Annotated in this window: 14 protein-coding genes and 1 pseudogene; 11 read left to right on the forward strand and 4 right to left on the reverse strand. The window is 61.7% G+C overall.

Annotated elements, in window-relative coordinates; translation table 11 throughout:
• Window positions 1-21: 21 nt before the first annotated feature.
• Together KVY02_RS05585 and KVY02_RS05590 are read right to left on the reverse strand one after the other, a co-directional pair.
• On the reverse strand, window positions 22-549 hold the full coding sequence (locus tag KVY02_RS05585; RefSeq protein WP_218314685.1) for a FlgO family outer membrane protein: 528 nt from the start codon (window positions 547-549) through the stop codon (window positions 22-24).
• Between the two features lie 56 nt (window positions 550-605).
• Window positions 606-1,343: a hypothetical protein gene (locus KVY02_RS05590; protein ID WP_256357576.1), complete on the reverse strand. Its 738-nt coding sequence runs from the start codon at window positions 1,341-1,343 to the stop codon at window positions 606-608.
• A gap of 114 nt (window positions 1,344-1,457) precedes the next feature.
• On the opposite strand from KVY02_RS05590, the gene KVY02_RS05595 reads away from it, so the two are divergent.
• The 3 genes from KVY02_RS05595 (at window position 1,458) to KVY02_RS05605 (ending at window position 5,091) form a co-directional block, all read left to right on the forward strand.
• Complete coding sequence (locus KVY02_RS05595) at window positions 1,458-2,489, forward strand: OmpA family protein (protein ID WP_081138176.1); 1,032 nt, start codon at window positions 1,458-1,460, stop codon at window positions 2,487-2,489.
• 457 nt (window positions 2,490-2,946) lie between these two features.
• On the forward strand, window positions 2,947-3,852 hold the full coding sequence (locus tag KVY02_RS05600; RefSeq protein ID WP_218314687.1) for an HAD-IIB family hydrolase: 906 nt from the start codon (window positions 2,947-2,949) through the stop codon (window positions 3,850-3,852).
• 18 nt (window positions 3,853-3,870) lie between these two features.
• Window positions 3,871-5,091 (forward strand): glycosyl transferase, encoded by a 1,221-nt coding sequence (locus KVY02_RS05605; protein WP_100731738.1) that lies wholly within the window; start codon window positions 3,871-3,873, stop codon window positions 5,089-5,091.
• 174 nt (window positions 5,092-5,265) lie between these two features.
• Here the strand turns inward: KVY02_RS05605 and KVY02_RS05610 are convergent.
• Window positions 5,266-6,126, reverse strand: a pseudogene (locus KVY02_RS05610) (methyl-accepting chemotaxis protein); the annotation flags it as partial.
• 104 nt (window positions 6,127-6,230) lie between these two features.
• Here KVY02_RS05610 and KVY02_RS05615 point away from each other — a divergent pair.
• Window positions 6,231-7,388 (forward strand): RNA-guided endonuclease TnpB family protein, encoded by a 1,158-nt coding sequence (locus KVY02_RS05615; RefSeq protein WP_218314688.1) that lies wholly within the window; start codon window positions 6,231-6,233, stop codon window positions 7,386-7,388.
• Between the two features lie 105 nt (window positions 7,389-7,493).
• Here the strand turns inward: KVY02_RS05615 and KVY02_RS05620 are convergent, their stop codons facing one another.
• Entirely contained in the window at window positions 7,494-8,279 is a 786-nt protein-coding gene (locus KVY02_RS05620) for a cache domain-containing protein (RefSeq protein ID WP_305729927.1), read from the reverse strand.
• A 196-nt stretch (window positions 8,280-8,475) separates the two neighbouring features.
• Between KVY02_RS05620 and KVY02_RS05625 the strand changes: the two genes are divergently transcribed.
• The 7 genes from KVY02_RS05625 to KVY02_RS05655 all read left to right on the forward strand — a co-directional run bounded on the left by KVY02_RS05625 (window position 8,476) and on the right by KVY02_RS05655 (window position 14,157).
• Window positions 8,476-9,342 carry an MBL fold metallo-hydrolase gene (locus tag KVY02_RS05625; RefSeq protein ID WP_218314689.1) on the forward strand — a complete coding sequence of 289 codons (867 nt, stop codon included), beginning with the start codon at window positions 8,476-8,478 and terminating at the stop codon, window positions 9,340-9,342.
• A gap of 34 nt (window positions 9,343-9,376) precedes the next feature.
• Window positions 9,377-9,838, forward strand: coding sequence for a YeeE/YedE family protein (locus tag KVY02_RS05630; protein ID WP_218314690.1), 462 nt, complete (start codon window positions 9,377-9,379; stop codon window positions 9,836-9,838).
• A complete protein-coding gene (locus KVY02_RS05635) occupies window positions 9,835-10,257 on the forward strand; it encodes a DUF6691 family protein (protein ID WP_081138184.1) in 423 nt (140 codons plus the stop codon). The genes KVY02_RS05630 and KVY02_RS05635 overlap by 4 nt, the downstream gene beginning before the upstream one ends.
• A 145-nt stretch (window positions 10,258-10,402) precedes the next feature.
• Entirely contained in the window at window positions 10,403-11,104 is a 702-nt protein-coding gene (locus KVY02_RS05640; protein ID WP_016913284.1) for a response regulator, read from the forward strand.
• Entirely contained in the window at window positions 11,101-12,456 is a 1,356-nt protein-coding gene (locus tag KVY02_RS05645; RefSeq protein ID WP_081193619.1) for an ATP-binding protein, read from the forward strand. Before KVY02_RS05640 ends, KVY02_RS05645 begins: the two co-directional genes overlap by 4 nt.
• Before the next feature lie 22 nt (window positions 12,457-12,478).
• On the forward strand, window positions 12,479-13,141 hold the full coding sequence (locus KVY02_RS05650; RefSeq protein ID WP_016913286.1) for a c-type cytochrome: 663 nt from the start codon (window positions 12,479-12,481) through the stop codon (window positions 13,139-13,141).
• Window positions 13,138-14,157 (forward strand): c-type cytochrome, encoded by a 1,020-nt coding sequence (locus KVY02_RS05655; protein ID WP_016913287.1) that lies wholly within the window; start codon window positions 13,138-13,140, stop codon window positions 14,155-14,157. The genes KVY02_RS05650 and KVY02_RS05655 overlap by 4 nt, the downstream gene beginning before the upstream one ends.
• Window positions 14,158-16,494 lie beyond the last annotated feature (2,337 nt).

Raw genomic sequence — 16,494 nt, forward strand, 5'->3', positions numbered from 1 at the left:
GCGGGGACGTTTACCCGATCATCACCAGCCGCCCTGGCCTTCCAGCAGGCTGCGGATGTTGTTATCGAGGGGGAGACGGAAGTCTGCACTGCCCAGCACCATGGCATCACCCGCACGCACTACCCGTGCACTCACATACAAGGAGTCCTGACCCTGGGCATAGGTTCCCATGAGAATGGAGCGAGCGTTGTGCTGAGAGCTGAGCCTTTGCACCTGACGGGATAGAATCAGTTCCCCTACATTTTCTTCGATGAACATGCTATCACGCATTTTGACTTCACGGACCTGCATGCCTTGCTGGGCTAACGCAGACGCCATGATTTCGGAACTGATACGCCCAAACGTGGAGGACTGGCTCAAGTTGTCGATGCTGACAAAAGTCGCGGCAATCATGGGGCTATAGCGTGTTAAATCTGGATTGCTGGCAACCATTTGCTGCGCGGCTTGATGCGCCAGGCTGGAAAGGTCGGGCTTTGGTTCTACTGACGATGCAGTGTTGCCAAACGTTGAGCAGCCTGCCATCAACAGTGAGGCAAGAAGGGTGGTCATCGTGATCAGGCAGCGAGGCAGTCGCTGTGCTCTCAAGGCATTGGGAAACATATACATTACCACGTGTCGGTGATGGAAACGGTGGGCGTCGAGGGGGCTTGTGGGACTCTGTGGGGGGCGTATTGGCGACGGTCACCGGCGTTGATGTAATAGATGTTGGAGGAGGAGTATAAAATGCGCTCGCCATCGACGATTTGGGTGGTAATGATGACTTCTTCATTGCCGGTATGAGTCCAGCTGCCGCTGGTGATGTCGGCCAGGATGCCGCCGGGAATGAGTCCCAGAGCGGGTTCGCTCCACTGGTTATAGGGGATAGTGGCAACGGCAATACCCGCCGTGAGGGCGGTAAAGGCACCGACAGGGGGGCGAATGAAGCCTCGGTCACGGTGAGTGACGATCTCAACACCCACGTGTACCTCCGCCGTGTCGGCGGTGGGTTCGGTCATGACCGATGCCCCACGCGTGACGAGTTCGCTGGTTAGCAGGGTACGAAAACCTCTGCCAAATTCGCCGCCGCTGTAGCCATGCAAGCTTTGATCATCGGCGGGTGTAATGTACAAGTCGCGAAACCGTACGCGTTCACGCTGCAAAATGTGGTTGGCTTCGTGATGGGCCAGTACGTTCCAGTGATGTGCAGCCTGCATGCGCTGCTGCTCACTGTAAGGGTAGGTGGTGGCAATCGGCGCCTGGGATGTGTTGGCGTAAAAACAGCCGCTTAGCATCAAGCTAACCGCGCCAAGCCCGAGTGGGGCAAGATAGCGGCGAGTGAAAGACAGCAAAGGACGAATGCGCACCGGGTAGTTCCTTATCGCTAGTAAACGGCTTTTTGACAGGGCTTTTTGATAGACTAGTTTGCCATGCTCATAGTAGATCGGCCACGAGGTTTAAAACTTGAATGAGTAACCCCCATGCTTGAGGACCACCGTAGCGGCCCCCGTCACGATTCGTTGTTGTCATCATACCCGGAAGACGATAGCAATAATGGCTGGATGATTAGTTATATCGACATCATGACGCTGCTGGTGGCGCTGTTCGTGATCATCATTGCGGCGGCCGGGGTGACCGGCACCAGTTGGAGCCCTGAAGCAGATGACACCGACGTCAGCGAAAGCAGTGTGCCTGCTCTTGAAGTGCCGCTGCCCGCATTGTTGGATGAGCGACGCCAAAAGCGCAACATCGCTTACCTGAATGAGCCCGGCACGCTTAGCCCGATGGCCATCAGTGCGGCTCTGGGGGTCGCAGGATTACCTGCTCCGATCATGCGCGTTCCCGAGCCTATGGGGGCGCCACCCTTGCTGGCATTGGCACCCGCCGAAAGCGACACATCGCCCGTCGCGCCGCTGCTGGAGCGCTACTTGCCCGCCTTGCCTACGCCGCTGCTCGTCGATGAGACGCAGCGCCTGGGCCAGCCGTTGGCCAGTTACATGGTACTGCTGACCGACCGGCCGCCTGTCAACGTGCAACAGATCGACGATGAGGCCATTAGCAGCGCTTTGGCGCTGGATGAGCAGCTGCCCGAACGTGTCGAAACATCGCTTTATTTGCCGAACCTGGAAGGCGTCGAGGTCTCCAGGGTAGCGGAAGGCATCAGTCTGCGGGTGCAGGATCAGCTGCTGTTTCCCTCTGCCGCGGCGGGGTTGTCGGAAGGCGGCACATCGCTGGTAGGCAGCCTGCTGGAAACCATCCAGCGCTATGACGGCGAAGTATGGGTCGAAGGGCACTCGGACAGTCAACCGATCAATACCCCTGAGTTCTCGTCCAACTGGGCGCTCTCCAGCGCACGGGCCATTGCCATCGTTGAAGCACTAGAGGCCGCTGGGGTCGAGCCTGAGCGGCTGCGCGCCGTCGGGTTTGCCGATACCCGCCCGCTGGAGGATAACAGCAGCGCCGAAGGGCGCGCCCGCAATCGCCGTGTCGAAGTAGTGATTCACGTGGAGTAGGTACTCACACACTGGCTTGGGGCGGCTCACTGTTGTAGGAGGAGGCTTCAGCCCGCGATGATTCCTGCACTCAGCTTGATATGGGTGGCTACTCAAGCAGTCGCCCAATAAATTGGCCTCCCACAGGATAGCCTGGGTGGCTGCTCTGGCTATAAGCCAATGAATGCTCCTCCCACTGTTCAAAAGCCCTGCTGTTAGTGGGAGCTTCATAATCCCGCGCTATTTCTCCGTCTTCCGTGCCTCTTTTTGGCGCTCTATTTTGGTGCATCATGGGTTGCCCTATTTTGGTGCTTGCTCTGGCATCGCTTCGATCGTGTTTTAATCTTTTGATTTTATTTAATTAAAGCATCTTGGCGTGCATTTTGCTTTGGTGGTTGTCTACCTTGGGTATTGATCTCAAAAGATGGCTACGTTGGGCTTTTGGGTGACCTGATTTCAGTTTGCAGAAGGTGCTGCCATGACCGAGTTCACGAGTCCTGAACTACTTGATCCCGCGTTACAGCCGCGTTTGGTGGTCACGGATCTCGACGGTTCCTTGCTGGACCACCATAGCTATGACTTTTCGCCTGCCGCTCCCTGGCTTGCTCGTCTCAAGCAGCTGGGTGTCCCGGTGATTCCCGTGACCAGCAAAACCCGGGCAGAACTACTGCCACTGCGTGAAGCCCTGGGGCTGACGGCGACGCCCTTCATTGCCGAAAACGGTGCCGTGATTGGCCTGCCGCCAGGCTGGTGCCATGCCAGCCTTGATCGGCCGGGTAGTGGGCCAGACGGCGTGGTCATCAAGCACACGGGGGTCGATATCCGCTTTATCCGTGCGCGGTTGGCCATCTGGAAGCAGCGCCTCAACCTGCGGTTTACGCCCATGGGAGAGATGCAGGTGGCGGAAGTCATCGCCAGAACCGGCCTGGACGAGCCTCGGGCCAAGGCGGCCAAACGGCGTGAGGGCAGCGAGCCGCTGATCTGGGAAGACGACGAGCGTGCCCTGGAGACCCTGCGCGAGGCGCTGGAGGGCGATGGTTTGACCATGACCCAGGGCGGGCGTTTTTGGCACGTCATGGCGCAGGCATCAGGCAAGGGGAGTGCGGTGACCTGGTTGATCCAGCGCTTTGCGGCGCTGCGCGGGCGCCAGCCGCTGGCGCTGGGGCTCGGCGATGGCCCCAACGACGTTACCATGCTGGAAGCCGTGGACCAGGCCGTGGTGATCAAGGGCTGCCATGACCTGATAGTGGCACCGCACAACCGGGCGTTGTATCGCACCCAGGCAACCGGGCCAGCCGGATGGGCCGAGGGGGTGGCTCACTGGTGGGGGCGAGACGACCGCCGATTAGCGGCGGACTCCCACCAGCAAGCGGCCACGGCTTAACCCAACGAGGAAGTGCCCATGAGTGATTTTCATCAGAATGGCGTCATCACCGATTTTCATAACCTGACCCGTCGCCCCGTGGAAGAGCTCGAGCGGGAGCTGTGCCAATTTGCCAAGCGCCGCCCCATGGGGCTGATTCTACCGTCGCTGTTTTCCGAGCTGGAAGGGCCTGCACTCTCGGCCATTGTGGACGAGCTGGCCAAAGTGCCGTATCTCAACGAAATCGTGATTGGACTGGACCGGGCCGATCGCGAACAATTTCTTTATGCCCGCGAGTTTTTCTCACGCTTGCCGCAGCACACCCGCATTCTATGGAACGATGGACCCCGGCTGCGTGAGCTGGATGCCGAGCTCGAACACCACGGGCTGGGAGCGTTGGAACCTGGCAAGGGGCGCAATGTGTGGTATTGCGCGGGCTATGTGCTGGCCTCCGGGCGCTCGACCGTGGTTGGGCTGCACGACTGCGACATTCTTACCTATGACCGTAGCCTGCTGGCGCGCTTGATGTACCCGGTGGCGCACCCACGCTTCAACTACAGCTTCTGCAAGGGGTACTACCCGCGCATCGCCGAAGGCAAGCTGAATGGCCGGGTGTCTCGCTTGATGGTAACGCCGCTGCTGCGAGCGCTGAAGACCGTGTGCGGCCCGCTACCGTATCTGGATTACCTGGACAGTTTCCGCTACCCACTGTCGGGGGAGTTTGCCATGCGCAGCGACGTGCTGGAGGGCATTCGCATTCCTGCCGATTGGGGGCTGGAAATTGGCGTACTCTCGGAGCTACAGCGCAACTACTCGCATCGCCAGCTGTGCCAGGTAGATATTGCCGATGCCTATGACCACAAACACCAGCCAGTGAGCGAAGAGGATGCCAGCGGTGGCTTGAACCGCATGAGCCTGGATATTGCCAAGGCCCTTTATCGCAAGCTGGCGACCCACGGGGTGAGCTTCAGCAGCGAGGATTTCCGTACACTGAAAGCAACCTATTATCGGCTGGCGCTGGACTTGATCGAGGCCTACGACCACGACGCTACCATGAACGGTTTGAGCCTCGACCGTCACTGCGAAGAGCAGGCAGTAGAGCTGTTTGCCAGCAACCTGCTGGAAGCCGGTAACCTGTTTCTCGACAACCCGCGTGAGCGCCCATTCATTCCCAGCTGGAACCGAGTGCAGGCTGCTGTACCCGACCTGCTGACCCGCATGCACGAAGCCGTTGCGCTGGATAACCAGGGCAAGGTGTAGCCGGTGTCGCCATGGCGGCCCTTTGCTGACAAGGGCCGCTGGCCTTGGCGCACACCCTGCAAGGGTGTGCGCTGTCAAAGGCGTTCGCTATCACTGTGGTTAAACATCGGGGTTACATCGGGGTTAACAGCGCTGCTGGATAGCGTTACTGGATAGCGCTGCCAGGGGACGTTTCTAGAAGTCGTCGTGGTGGGTAGATTGGCGTGGCGGCGTGAGCGACAGCTCAGTGGCCTGACGCCGCTGGGCGTTGAGCTTGAAGTTGCTGACCATTTGGCGCAGCTGGGTGCTCAAATGTGCCAATTGCTGGGTAGCATGGTTGCTCTGCTGCACCAGTCCGGCATTTTGCTGGGTCATTTGATCCATCTGTGTCACGGCCTGGTTGACCTGCTCGATGCCGCTGCTCTGTTCGATGGTGGCCGCAGAGATCTCCTGAACCAGCGTGCTGAGCTGCTGAATATCGCCCACCATGCCATTGATCACTTCGCCAGTACTGCGCACTCGGCGGCTGCCTTCCACCACCTGGGCATCGGCATTTTCGATCAGCCCCTTGATCTCCTGAGCGGCAGAAGCGGAGCGGCTGGCCAGTTGGCGCACCTCATTGGCCACCACGGCAAAACCGCGACCCTGTTCCCCGGCGCGGGCGGCTTCTACGGAGGCATTCAGCGCCAGGATATTGGTCTGGAAGGCAATCGCATTGATCGTCTCGACGATGCTGCTCATGCGAGTGGCGCTTTCATTGATGGTGGCCATGGTGTCGATGACGGACGACATGGCGTCACTACCGCGTTGAGCGCTCTCAGCGGTTCGCGAGGCCAGGTTGCGGGCATGGTCGGCATGCTCAGCGTTCTGTTTTACCGTGGCGGTCAGCTGCTCCATGCTGGAGGCCGTTTCCGCCAGCGACGCAGCCTGCTCTTCGGTGCGCGTCGAGAGTTCTTCGTTGACCCCCACGATCTGCTCGACGCCGTTATTGACCTGGTCCGCGCCGTGATGGATATCGCTGATGGTGTCCGCCAGGGTTTCACGCATGCGGTTGATCAAATTGCGCGTCAAACCTCGGCCTTCCAGGCCGGGGAAGGATAGCGCGAGGCGTGCAGCGCCTCTTGGTTGACAGGCTATATTTACCGCGCTAGATTCAAATCATGATGACCGTACACCGCGCCTACCGTTATCGTTTTTATCCTACGCCTGAGCAAGCCGATCAGCTTGCCCGGACGTTTGGCTGTGTGCGGTACGTCTACAACCACTTCCTGCGCCAGCGCACCGATGCCTGGTTCGAGCGCCAGGAACGCATGGGCTATAACGCCACGGCCAAAGCGCTCACCAGCCTCAAGAAAGAGCCGGACACCGCCTTCCTGGCCGAGGTGTCCAACGTCTGCTTGCAACAGTCGCTCCGGCATCTGGATCGGGCCTTCAGCAACTTCTTCAAAGGCCAGGCGCGGTATCCCACCTTCAAGAAGAAGCAGCGCAAGCAATCGGCCACTTACATGGCCAACGGCTTTCGCTGGCGCGACGGCAAACTGTGGCTGGCCAAGCAAAAAGACCCGCTGGCTATCCGCTGGAGCCGGTCTTTTTCCGGCACGCCGAGCAGTATCACGGTGAGCTGTGACACCGCTGGCCGTTACCATGTCAGTTTTTTGGTGGAGGAAGCGGCCACACCACTGCCGGTCACCCCCAACATGGTCGGCATTGATCTGGGGCTGACGCACCGCGTCATCACCAGCGACGGCGACAAAATCCCCAACCCGCGTTTTTTGCGGCGCACTGAGCGTAAGCTGGCACGGGCGCAACGGAACCTGTCGCGTAAACAGAAAGGGTCGCAGAACCGCGCCAAAGCGCGGCATCGGGTCGCCAGGGTGCATGCCAGGCTGACCGACCAGCGCCGTGACGCCACCCACAAACTTTCCACGCAGCTTATTCACGAGAACCAAGTCATTGCTGCCGAAAGCTTGCAAATCAAGAACATGGTCAAAAACCGCTCGCTGGCCAGGGCCATCAGCGACGTGGGCTGGCATCAGCTCACCCAACAACTGACGTACAAGGCCGAACGATACGGGCGTGAGTTCGTCCAGATCGACAAGTGGTATCCCAGCTCGAAGCGTTGTTTTCACTGTGGTCATATCACCGAGAAGATGCCACTGAACGTCCGCACCTGGGACTGCCCTGGCTGTGGCACCCAAGGCATTGACCGCGACGTAAACGCTGCCCGCAACATACTGCAATCGGGCAAAGCCATTCTGGCCGGGGCTGACAAGCTTCGCCAGCATGAGAAAACTACCGTGGGGCTCACGGGAGGTTAAGCCTGTGGAGCTTGTGTAAGACCTGAGGTGCTATCACCAGGGGCAACGGGCTGCGAAGCAGGAACCTGGAAGGCAACAACCAGGGAATCCCCTTCCTTTCCGTCGTCAGACGGCAGCGCAAGCTGAGGGAGGGGAGGAGGTCAAGTCGAACAGCAGGCTGCTGTGGTCACTGCTTTTCAGCGTGGCGGCCTGGGTCAGGTCGCCATCGGCAATATGACGCACTACGCTGGCGGCATAGCGTGGGTCACCGCCCAGCCGACCCGCCACATCCCTGATCACCCAGCCCATCAGCAGCGTCACGGGCAGACCAATGATCAGCAGAATGACCGCCGAACGCACCAGCCCAGCGACAAAGGCAGCATCGATATCGTCCACATAAACACCCGCCGCCATGGACCAGCCCCATTCGGGTAAGTGGGCCACATAGCTCACCTTGGGCGATTGCTCTTCCCCCGAGATGCGTCGTGAGTAGTAGTCCACGTGGCCACCGCCCGCCTGGGCCACGTCACGCAGTACGCTGTAAAGGCGCATACCGCTGGCGTCCTGGAAGTTGGTCATGTCTTCGCCACGGGGGCGATTGGGGTGTGACACGATGGCCAGCTGGTTGTCGAACGCAAACACGTACTCGCCGTCACCAAAGCGTACGCTGGCAAGGTTGTCGATGGCCCGCTGCTGCGCTTCATCGACGCTCAGTTCACCGCTGGCGGCACGGGCCTGCAGATCGGCGAGCTGACCGTGAACGCTGTTGACGATGTACTGGATGCTGTCGCGGCGTTCATTGGCGATGGTCTGGCGGTTTTCCCACGCCAGCCAGCCCACCAAAAGCAGCATGGCCACCCAGATGATGCCCAGCGTGCTCCAGAGTTTCTGTGTTGTGGTCAGGTTGTTCATGGCGTCCTTATATCAAACGAGTTCAGTGAGTAAGCCTTCACTTTTATCGGCCATGGTGCATGCAACCTTAGTAGAAAGGAGTATTTTTAACTAAATTTTACAATTGATAATTCTAAAAGGTAATAAACATATAATATTTTGTGCGCTACACTGGGTGAAATGCCTAACGCATGCGGTCAACTGCTGGAGGTCCATCATGCAACGTTCCGTCGTCACGCCCTTTTTCGATGAGCCAACCAACACGTTCAGTTACGTGGTGAGAGACCCCGATGGCACCGCCTGCGCCATCATCGACTCCGTACTCGATTTTGATTACGCCGCTGGGCGAACCGATACCCGTTCAGCGGAGCAGATCATTGCGTTTGTGCGCCGTGAAGGGCTAAGCGTGGCCTGGATACTGGAAACCCACGTTCATGCCGACCACCTTTCGGCGGCCCCCTACTTGCACGCCCAGTTGGGCGGCAAGACCGGCATTGGAGCGTACATCGTCGAGGTACAGGAGATCTTCGGCAAGGCCTTCAATGCGGGCACCGAGTTTGCCCGGGACGGTAGTCAGTTCGACGCGCTGTTCCAGGAGGGTGATACCTTCATGATTGGAGCCCTGGAGGCCAGCGTCCTGCATACGCCTGGCCACACGCCCGCCTGTTTGACCTATGTGGTGGGGGATGCCGCGTTTGTCGGCGATACGCTGTTCATGCCCGACTACGGCACCGCCCGCTGTGATTTTCCCGGTGGCGATGCCCGCACTCTCTATCGTTCGATTCAGAAAGTGCTGGCCCTGCCTGACACGACACGGCTGTTTTTGTGCCACGACTACAAGGCCCCGGGGCGTGACGTGTACCAGCACGAAACCAGCGTTGCCGAGCAGCGCCAGGCCAACGTTCATGTGCATGAGGGCATCAGTGAAGACGCCTTCGTGCGTATGCGCACCGAGCGAGATGCCACCCTGGGCATGCCTCGGCTGATCATCCCGTCGGTGCAGGTCAACATGCGGGCTGGGGAGCTGCCCCCCGAGGAAGACAACGGTCAGGTGTATCTCAAGGTGCCGCTCAATCGTTTCTGAATCTTTTCAACCCACGTAATACGAGGAGCAGACGGTGGACGTAATGGCAAGCCTGCAAGGGCTGGTGGGGGGCGTGTTGATTGGGCTCTCCGCCGTTTGGTTGATGGGGGCGCTGGGGCGTGTTGCCGGCATCAGCGGGATTATTGGAGGGCTGGTGCTTCAGCGGCCCAAGGGCGATAGCGCCTGGCGGGTGGCTTTTTTGGCGGGCCTGGTCAGCGGCCCGCTGCTAGTCATGGCGCTGGGCGGAGGCCTGGGCAATGTGGCTGGCAGCCCCGGTGAGGTGATTGGCGCGCCTGCCGGTGGCGTTGTGTTGATGCTGTTGGCGGGCCTGCTGGTGGGGCTGGGCACCGGGCTGGGCAGCGGCTGCACCAGCGGCCACGGCGTATGTGGTTTGGCGCGCTTGGCGCCGCGTTCCATGGCGGCCACGGGCATGTTTCTGGTGACCGCCATCGCCACGGTGTATGTGGTGCGTCATGTCATTGGGGGTGGCGTATGAGCCGGGCGGCGTTGAAAACGGCAGCGGGCTACGTGGCAGGGCTGCTGTTTGGGTTAGGGCTGGCTATTTCCGGCATGACCGACCCAGCGAGGGTGCTGGGGTTTCTGGACATCGCGGGCGCCTGGGACCCCACGCTGATGTTCGTGCTGGGGGGCGCGGTGTGCACCACGTTTGTCGGTTACCGGCTGGTGTTTGCTCGGGGGCAGCCGCTGTTGGCCGGTGGCTTTCAACTGCCCACGCGCCAGGAGCTGGATGGCAAGCTGCTGGGCGGTGCGGCGCTGTTTGGAGTGGGTTGGGGGCTGTCCGGCTACTGCCCAGGGCCTGCCATTGCTTCTTTGGGCGGCGTCACGCTGCCGTTACTGGCCATGTTGGCGGCCATGATGTTGGGCTGGTGGGGGGCTGCACGCCTGTCTCGCTAGCACCACCGAACCAACGCGGCATGTTGTCGCCCTTGCCTCTGTCGGCAGGGGCGTTTTTTTTGATCTGCGGCAAGGGTTTTCGACCGGCGCTTAACGCTCGGTTAATACGCTTTTGTCATGCTGCTTCCATAACAAGGAAACCGCTATGCACGTCCTATTGATTGAAGATGACCCGCTGGTGGCGTCGGGTATTCGCGCCGGACTGATGATGTATCACTTTGTGGTCGAGCACGTGACGTCGTTACAGGCAGCGCGGCAGGCCATGCAGAGTGTCGCCAGCGACGTGGTCATCCTCGACCGTGGGTTACCGGATGGCGATGGCTTGACCCTGCTGCAAGCCTGGCGTGACGAGGGGGTCACCACGCCGGTGCTGGTGCTTACGGCCAGAGATGCCGTGCGTGACCGGGTGGATGGGCTGCAAACCGGTGCCGACGACTACCTGATCAAACCCTTCGACCTGGATGAGCTGGTCGCGCGCCTGCATGCGCTGTTGCGGCGTGTGGCAGGACGCAGCCAGGGCTTGACCGTGCACGGCACCCTGACCCTGGACCCGGCTGCCCGAGAAGTGAGAGTGGCCGATCACCTGGTTGCCCTGTCGCGTCGTGAACTGGTGCTGCTGGAAGCTTTCCTGCATGCGCCGCGCAGCGTGCTTTCCGCCGACCAGCTCAAGGATAGCCTGTATGGCTTGAGCGACGATGTCGAAAGCAACGCGCTCAATGTGCACATTCACCACCTGCGGCGCAAATTGGGCAGCGGCATCATCGAAACCGTGCGTGGGTTGGGGTATCGGTTGGGCAAGCCCGAGGCGGTCCAGGTGCCCGGCCAGCGGCCCAAGGGGCAGCGATGAGCCTGCGCGCACGGCTACTGTTGACGCTGGGCATCACGCTGGTGCTGCTCTGGGGCGTGGCTGCCGCGTGGCTGTTGAACGATTTGCAGGCGTCTTTCGTGCGCACCCTCGACCAGCGGCTGGCCCAGTCGGCGCGCATGGTGGCTGGGCTGGTTCATCAGCTGCCGCCAGAGGTGTGGGAGCAGAACATGACTGCCGCGCTTTCCATTCCACCCATTGAAGGGCTGGCCTGCCAGGTGCACTCGCCACGTGGAGAGATCATTGCACGCACCCACGCCAATATGGAGGCCGTGTTGGCTCCCGGTCAGCACGGCCATAGCTACCGTCAGGAAGGGGAGACCACCTGGCGTGTGTTCACCTACGAGCGAGGTGGGCTGATCATCACCACGGCAGACCGCATGGATGAGCGCAACCTGCTGCTGGGCGGCATCGTGCGGGTGGCTGTGGTGCCGTTCGTGGTGGCGCTGGTGGGTAGCCTGGTCGCCCTGTGGATTGGGGTATGGCGTGGGCTGGCGCCACTGTCACGTTTGCGCGCCTCCCTGGCCAGCCGCCATCCGGAAGCGCTGGCGCCGGTGTCTACCTATGGTGTGCCCAAGGAGATCAAGCCGCTGATCGACACGCTCAATGGGCTGTTGGTGCGCGTTCAACAGACGCTGGTGCGCGAGCAGCGCTTCACCAACGATGCCGCCCATGAGCTGCGTACGCCGCTAACGGCTATCAAGACCCACCTTCAAGTGGCGCAGCGGGCAGAAGGCCCGCTGGCACGCGAAGCCTTGAGCCACGCCGAAGAAGGCGTGGTGCGGCTGGCCGATACGCTGGATCAGCTGCTCACCCTGGCCCGGGTGGAAGGGCGCATGCGTTTCGACGATGGCGAACCCTGCAGCGTCGTTCCGGTGGTCGAGCTGGCCGTCACCGATAGCGTGGTCGACCCAGCACAGTGCCGCGTGCCTGAGGCATTACCCGATGTGCAGCTGGCCATGCCTCGTGAGCTGGCGATTACCGCGCTGCGCAATCTGCTGGACAACGCTGTACGCCATGGGCCTGCCAACGCGCTGATTCACCTGAGCGTGCAGCGTTTGGGTGGTCGGGTCACGTTCACCGTGGCCGACGAGGGGCCAGGGGTGGATGACGCCACGCTGAAACAGCTAACGCAACGATTCTGGCGGGCCAGCAAGCACCAGGGCAGTGGCCTGGGGTTGGCCATCGTGGCCGCCATCGCCGAGCGCTTTGGCGGCAGCGTTCACTTTGCCAATGCACCCACCGGAGGTTTCCTGGCCCACCTCACGGTGCCCGAAGTGCTACCACCACACGCGTCATCACCAACGACGACATTACTGCAAGACCCAACATAACAAGCAATGCCAAGGGGGAAGAATGCCATACATCCAATCGACGCACGTCGGCCTGCTGGCGGGGGCCTGCTTGCTGGCAAGTGCTGCCATGGCCCAGGCGGGAGACCCGGAACGGGGGCAAACCGCCGCCGCCACCTGTGTTGCCTGCCACCAGGCAGACGGCAGCGGCATGAACATTCCGGGCGGCGAGTCCTGGCCGCGCCTGGCGGGGCTGGATGCCGACTATCTGGCCAAGCAACTGCACGACTATCAGTCCGGTGAGCGGCAAAACGCCACCATGCTGACCTTTGCCAACATGCTCAATGACCAGCAAATCGCCGATGTGGCTGCCTACTACAGCCAACTGCCCGCGACACCAGGCCAAGGCGGCGACGTGGAAGACAGCTTGCTGGCGCGTGGCCAGCAGCTGGCCGAACGTGGCGACTGGAATGCCTACATCGTGTCGTGTCAAAGCTGCCATGGGCCCGGCGGCTACGGAGTGGGCAGCGACTTTCCCGGGATTGCCGGGCAGCATGCAGGCTATATCAGCGCCCAATTGCACGCATGGAAAAACGATACCCGTCATAACGATCCACAACACCTGATGGGCGCCGTGGCCAAGCGCATGAACGATGACGACATTGCCGCCGTCTCGGCCTGGTACGCCGCTCAACCCCCTCAACGCGACCAGGAGGCTAGCCAATGATGACGCGTCCAACGACCTTGACGTTCACCTTGTCGGGCGGCCTTCTGGCCTCGGCAGCCGCGCTGGCGCTCTATGCAGGCGCGGTGTCGGCCCAGCAGCCGCGTGCCGATGACGCCCTGGACATGCTGGTCCACGAGCCGCCCACCATGGACGACCTGGAAGCCTCCGATCTGCACCCGGAGCTCAAGAAAGTCATTCGCTACGGCTACGACCTGTTCACGGATACCCAGCAGCTGCGCGGTGAGTACGTGTACAACGATATGAACTGCTCCAGCTGCCACCTGGGAGAAGGGCGCGTGCCGTTCAGCGCGCCGGTATGGGCCGCCGCCATCACGCTACCGGATTTTCGTGGCAAGAATCAGCACGTCAACAATCTGGAAGAGCGCATTGCCGGATGTTTTGCCTACTCCATGAACGGCACACCGCCGGCGTACGGCAGCGATGAAATGCTGGCGTTGAGCGCCTACCACCAGTGGCTGGCCACGGGGGCGCCCATGTACCCCGACAAGCCCATCTATGGGCGCGGCTTTCCAGCCCCCGAGCATGAAGAAGCGCCCAGCTATGCCCGAGGGGAAACGGCCTACCTGGAAAATTGCGCTCTGTGCCATCAGTCCGACGGCTCAGGCCACTACGAAAACGGGGAATACGTCTTTCCACCGCCCTGGGGCGATGGCTCCAACAACTGGGGGGCCGGCATTGTTCGGGTAGAAACCATGGCAGGCTTCATCTATCAGAATATGCCGCTGGGCCAGCCACGCTCGCTCACCGGCCAGCAAGCCTGGGACATCGCCTACTACATCAATAGCCAAGAGCGCCCCCAGGACCCACGCTACACCGGCGATATCGCCGAAACCGCCGAGCGCTTCGGCCCCACCTTCCACAACCGTTCGCTCTACGGCCACACCCGTGAGCATGACGGCCACGTCCTCGGCGACCACGACAACTACGGCGAAAACGGTAACATCCAACCCTGGAACGTCGGCGCCCCGCGTTTTCAGCACCTTTCGGAGGAGTAGCAGCTGTGGGGTGGGCGGCGGCTGCCCGTAACGATGAGGCCGCCGCCACGTTCGGTGGCTCCATCGGCAACGCTGGCGCGTTGCTTCGCGGGTGCGCTCCGCTTACGCCGCGCTACGGGTACATCGCCAACATTGGGTATGGGGGCACGGGCACGGATACCCCCGTAGCGCGGCGTAACGAAAGAGCGAGAGCAACGAGCGAAAGAGGCACCCGCGGAGGCGGCGCCAGCCGCCCTGATGGTGCCACAGCACCCACAGCATCCTCGAATGACAACATACCACCGCCACCCCCGTCGCCCTCATCGGCAACGCTCTCCGCGTTGCTTCGCGGGTGCGCTCCGCTTACACCGCGCTACGGTATGTCGCCAACATTGGGTATGGGGGGCACGGGCACGGATACCCCCGTAGCGCGGCGTAACGACTGAGCGAGAGCAACGAGCGAAAGAGGCACCCGCGGAGGCGGCGCCAGCCGCCCTGAGGTGCCACAGCATCCACAGCATCCTCGAATGACAACATGCCACCGCCACCCCCGGCGCCCTCATCGGCAACGCTTTCCGCGTTGCTTCGCGGGTGCGCTCCGCTTACACCGCGCTACGGTATGTCGCCAACATTGGGTATGGGGGGGCACGGGCACGGATACCCCCGTAGCGCGGCGTAACGACTGAGCGAGAGCAACGAGCGAAAGAGGCACCCGCGGAGGCGGCGCCAGCCGCCCTGATGGTGCCACAGCACCCAAAGCACCCAAAGCACCCACAGCATCCACAGCATCCACAGCATCCTCGAATGACAACATGCCACCGCCACCCCCGGTGCCCTCATCGGCAACGCTTTCCGCGTTGCTTCGCGGGTGCGCTCCGCTTACACCGCGCTACGGTATGTCGCCAACATTGGGTATGGGGGGGCACGGGCACGGATACCCCCGTAGCGCGGCGTAACGACTGAGCGAGAGCAACGAGCGAAAGAGGCACCCGCGGAGGCGGCGCCAGCCGCCCTGAGGTGCCACAGCATCCACAGCATCCTCGAATGACAACATGCCACCGCCACCCCCGGCGCCCTCATCGGCAACGCTTTCCGCGTTGCTTCGCGGGTGCGCTCCGCTTACACCGCGCTACGGTATGTCGCCAACATTGGGTATGGGGGGGGCACGGGCACGGATACCCCCGTAGCGCGGCGTAACGACTGAGCGAGAGCAACGAGCGAAAGAGGCACCCGCGGAGGCGGCGCCAGCCGCCCTGAGGTGCCACAGCACCCACAGCATCCTCGAATGACAACATGCCACCGCCACCCCCGGTGCCCTCATCGGCAACGCTCTCCGCGTTGCTTCGCGGGTGCGCTCCGCTTACACCGCGCTACGGTATGTCGCCAACATTGGGTATGGGGGGCACGGGCACGGATACCCCCGTAGCGCGGCGTAACGATTGAGCGAGAGCAACGAGCGAAAGAGGCACCCGCGGAGGCGGCGCCAGCCGCCCTGATGGTGCCACAGCACCCAAAGCACCCAAAGCACCCACAGCATCCACAGCATCCACAGCATCCTCGAATGACAACATGCCACCGCCACCCTCATCGGCAACGCTTTCCGCGTTGCTTCGCGGGTGCGCTCCGCTTACGCCGCGCTACGGTATGTCGCCAACATTGGGTATGGGGGGCACGGGCACGGATACCCCCGTAGCGCGGCGTAACGACTGAGCGAGAGCAACGAGCGAAAGAGGCACCCGCGGAGGCGGCGCCAGCCGCCCTGATGGTGCCACAGCACCCACAGCATCCTCGAATGACAACATGCCACCGCCACCCCCGGTGCCCTCATCGGCAACGCTCTCCGCGTTGCTTCGCGGGTGCGCTCCGCTTACACCGCGCTACGGTATGTCGCCAACATTGGGTATGGGGGGGCACGGGCACGGATACCCCCGTAGCGCGGCGTAACGACTGAGCGAGAGCAACGAGCGAAAGAGGCACCCGCGGAGGCGGCGCCAGCCGCCCTGAGGTGCCACAGCATCCACAGCATCCTCGAATGACAAAGCGCCACCAGCCACCCCCGTCGCCCTCATCGGCAACGCTCTCCGCGTTGCTTCGCGGGTGCGCTCCGCTTACGCCGCGCTACGGTATGTCGCCAACATCACTCCCAATACGTCACCACTTCAAATCGCGGCACCCCCGTAGCGCGGCGTAACGATTGAGCGAGAGCAACGAGCGAAAGAGGCACCCGCGGAGGCGGCGCCAGCCGCCCTGAGGTGCCACAGCACCCACAGCATCCTCGAATGACAACATGCCACCGCCACCCCCGGTGCCCTCATCGGCAACGCTCTCCGCGTTGCTTCGCGGGTGCGCTCCGCTTAC

The sequence above is a fragment of the Halomonas sp. 18071143 genome (genome assembly GCF_019211725.1).
GTDB lineage: Bacteria > Pseudomonadota > Gammaproteobacteria > Pseudomonadales > Halomonadaceae > Vreelandella > Vreelandella stevensii.

Excerpts from the sequence above, each read along its gene's own strand:
- KVY02_RS05585 (WP_218314685.1), bottom strand. The coding sequence starts at position 549 with ATGACCACCCTTCTTGCCTCACTGTTGATGGCAGGCTGCTCAACGTTT.
- KVY02_RS05595 (WP_081138176.1), top strand. The coding sequence starts at position 1,458 with ATGCTTGAGGACCACCGTAGCGGCCCCCGTCACGATTCGTTGTTGTCA.
- KVY02_RS05600 (WP_218314687.1), top strand. The coding sequence starts at position 2,947 with ATGACCGAGTTCACGAGTCCTGAACTACTTGATCCCGCGTTACAGCCG.
- KVY02_RS05605 (WP_100731738.1), top strand. The coding sequence starts at position 3,871 with ATGAGTGATTTTCATCAGAATGGCGTCATCACCGATTTTCATAACCTG.
- KVY02_RS05615 (WP_218314688.1), top strand. The coding sequence starts at position 6,231 with ATGATGACCGTACACCGCGCCTACCGTTATCGTTTTTATCCTACGCCT.
- KVY02_RS05620 (WP_305729927.1), bottom strand. The coding sequence starts at position 8,279 with ATGAACAACCTGACCACAACACAGAAACTCTGGAGCACGCTGGGCATC.
- KVY02_RS05625 (WP_218314689.1), top strand. The coding sequence starts at position 8,476 with ATGCAACGTTCCGTCGTCACGCCCTTTTTCGATGAGCCAACCAACACG.
- KVY02_RS05635 (WP_081138184.1), top strand. The coding sequence starts at position 9,835 with ATGAGCCGGGCGGCGTTGAAAACGGCAGCGGGCTACGTGGCAGGGCTG.
- KVY02_RS05640 (WP_016913284.1), top strand. The coding sequence starts at position 10,403 with ATGCACGTCCTATTGATTGAAGATGACCCGCTGGTGGCGTCGGGTATT.
- KVY02_RS05645 (WP_081193619.1), top strand. The coding sequence starts at position 11,101 with ATGAGCCTGCGCGCACGGCTACTGTTGACGCTGGGCATCACGCTGGTG.
- KVY02_RS05650 (WP_016913286.1), top strand. The coding sequence starts at position 12,479 with ATGCCATACATCCAATCGACGCACGTCGGCCTGCTGGCGGGGGCCTGC.
- KVY02_RS05655 (WP_016913287.1), top strand. The coding sequence starts at position 13,138 with ATGATGACGCGTCCAACGACCTTGACGTTCACCTTGTCGGGCGGCCTT.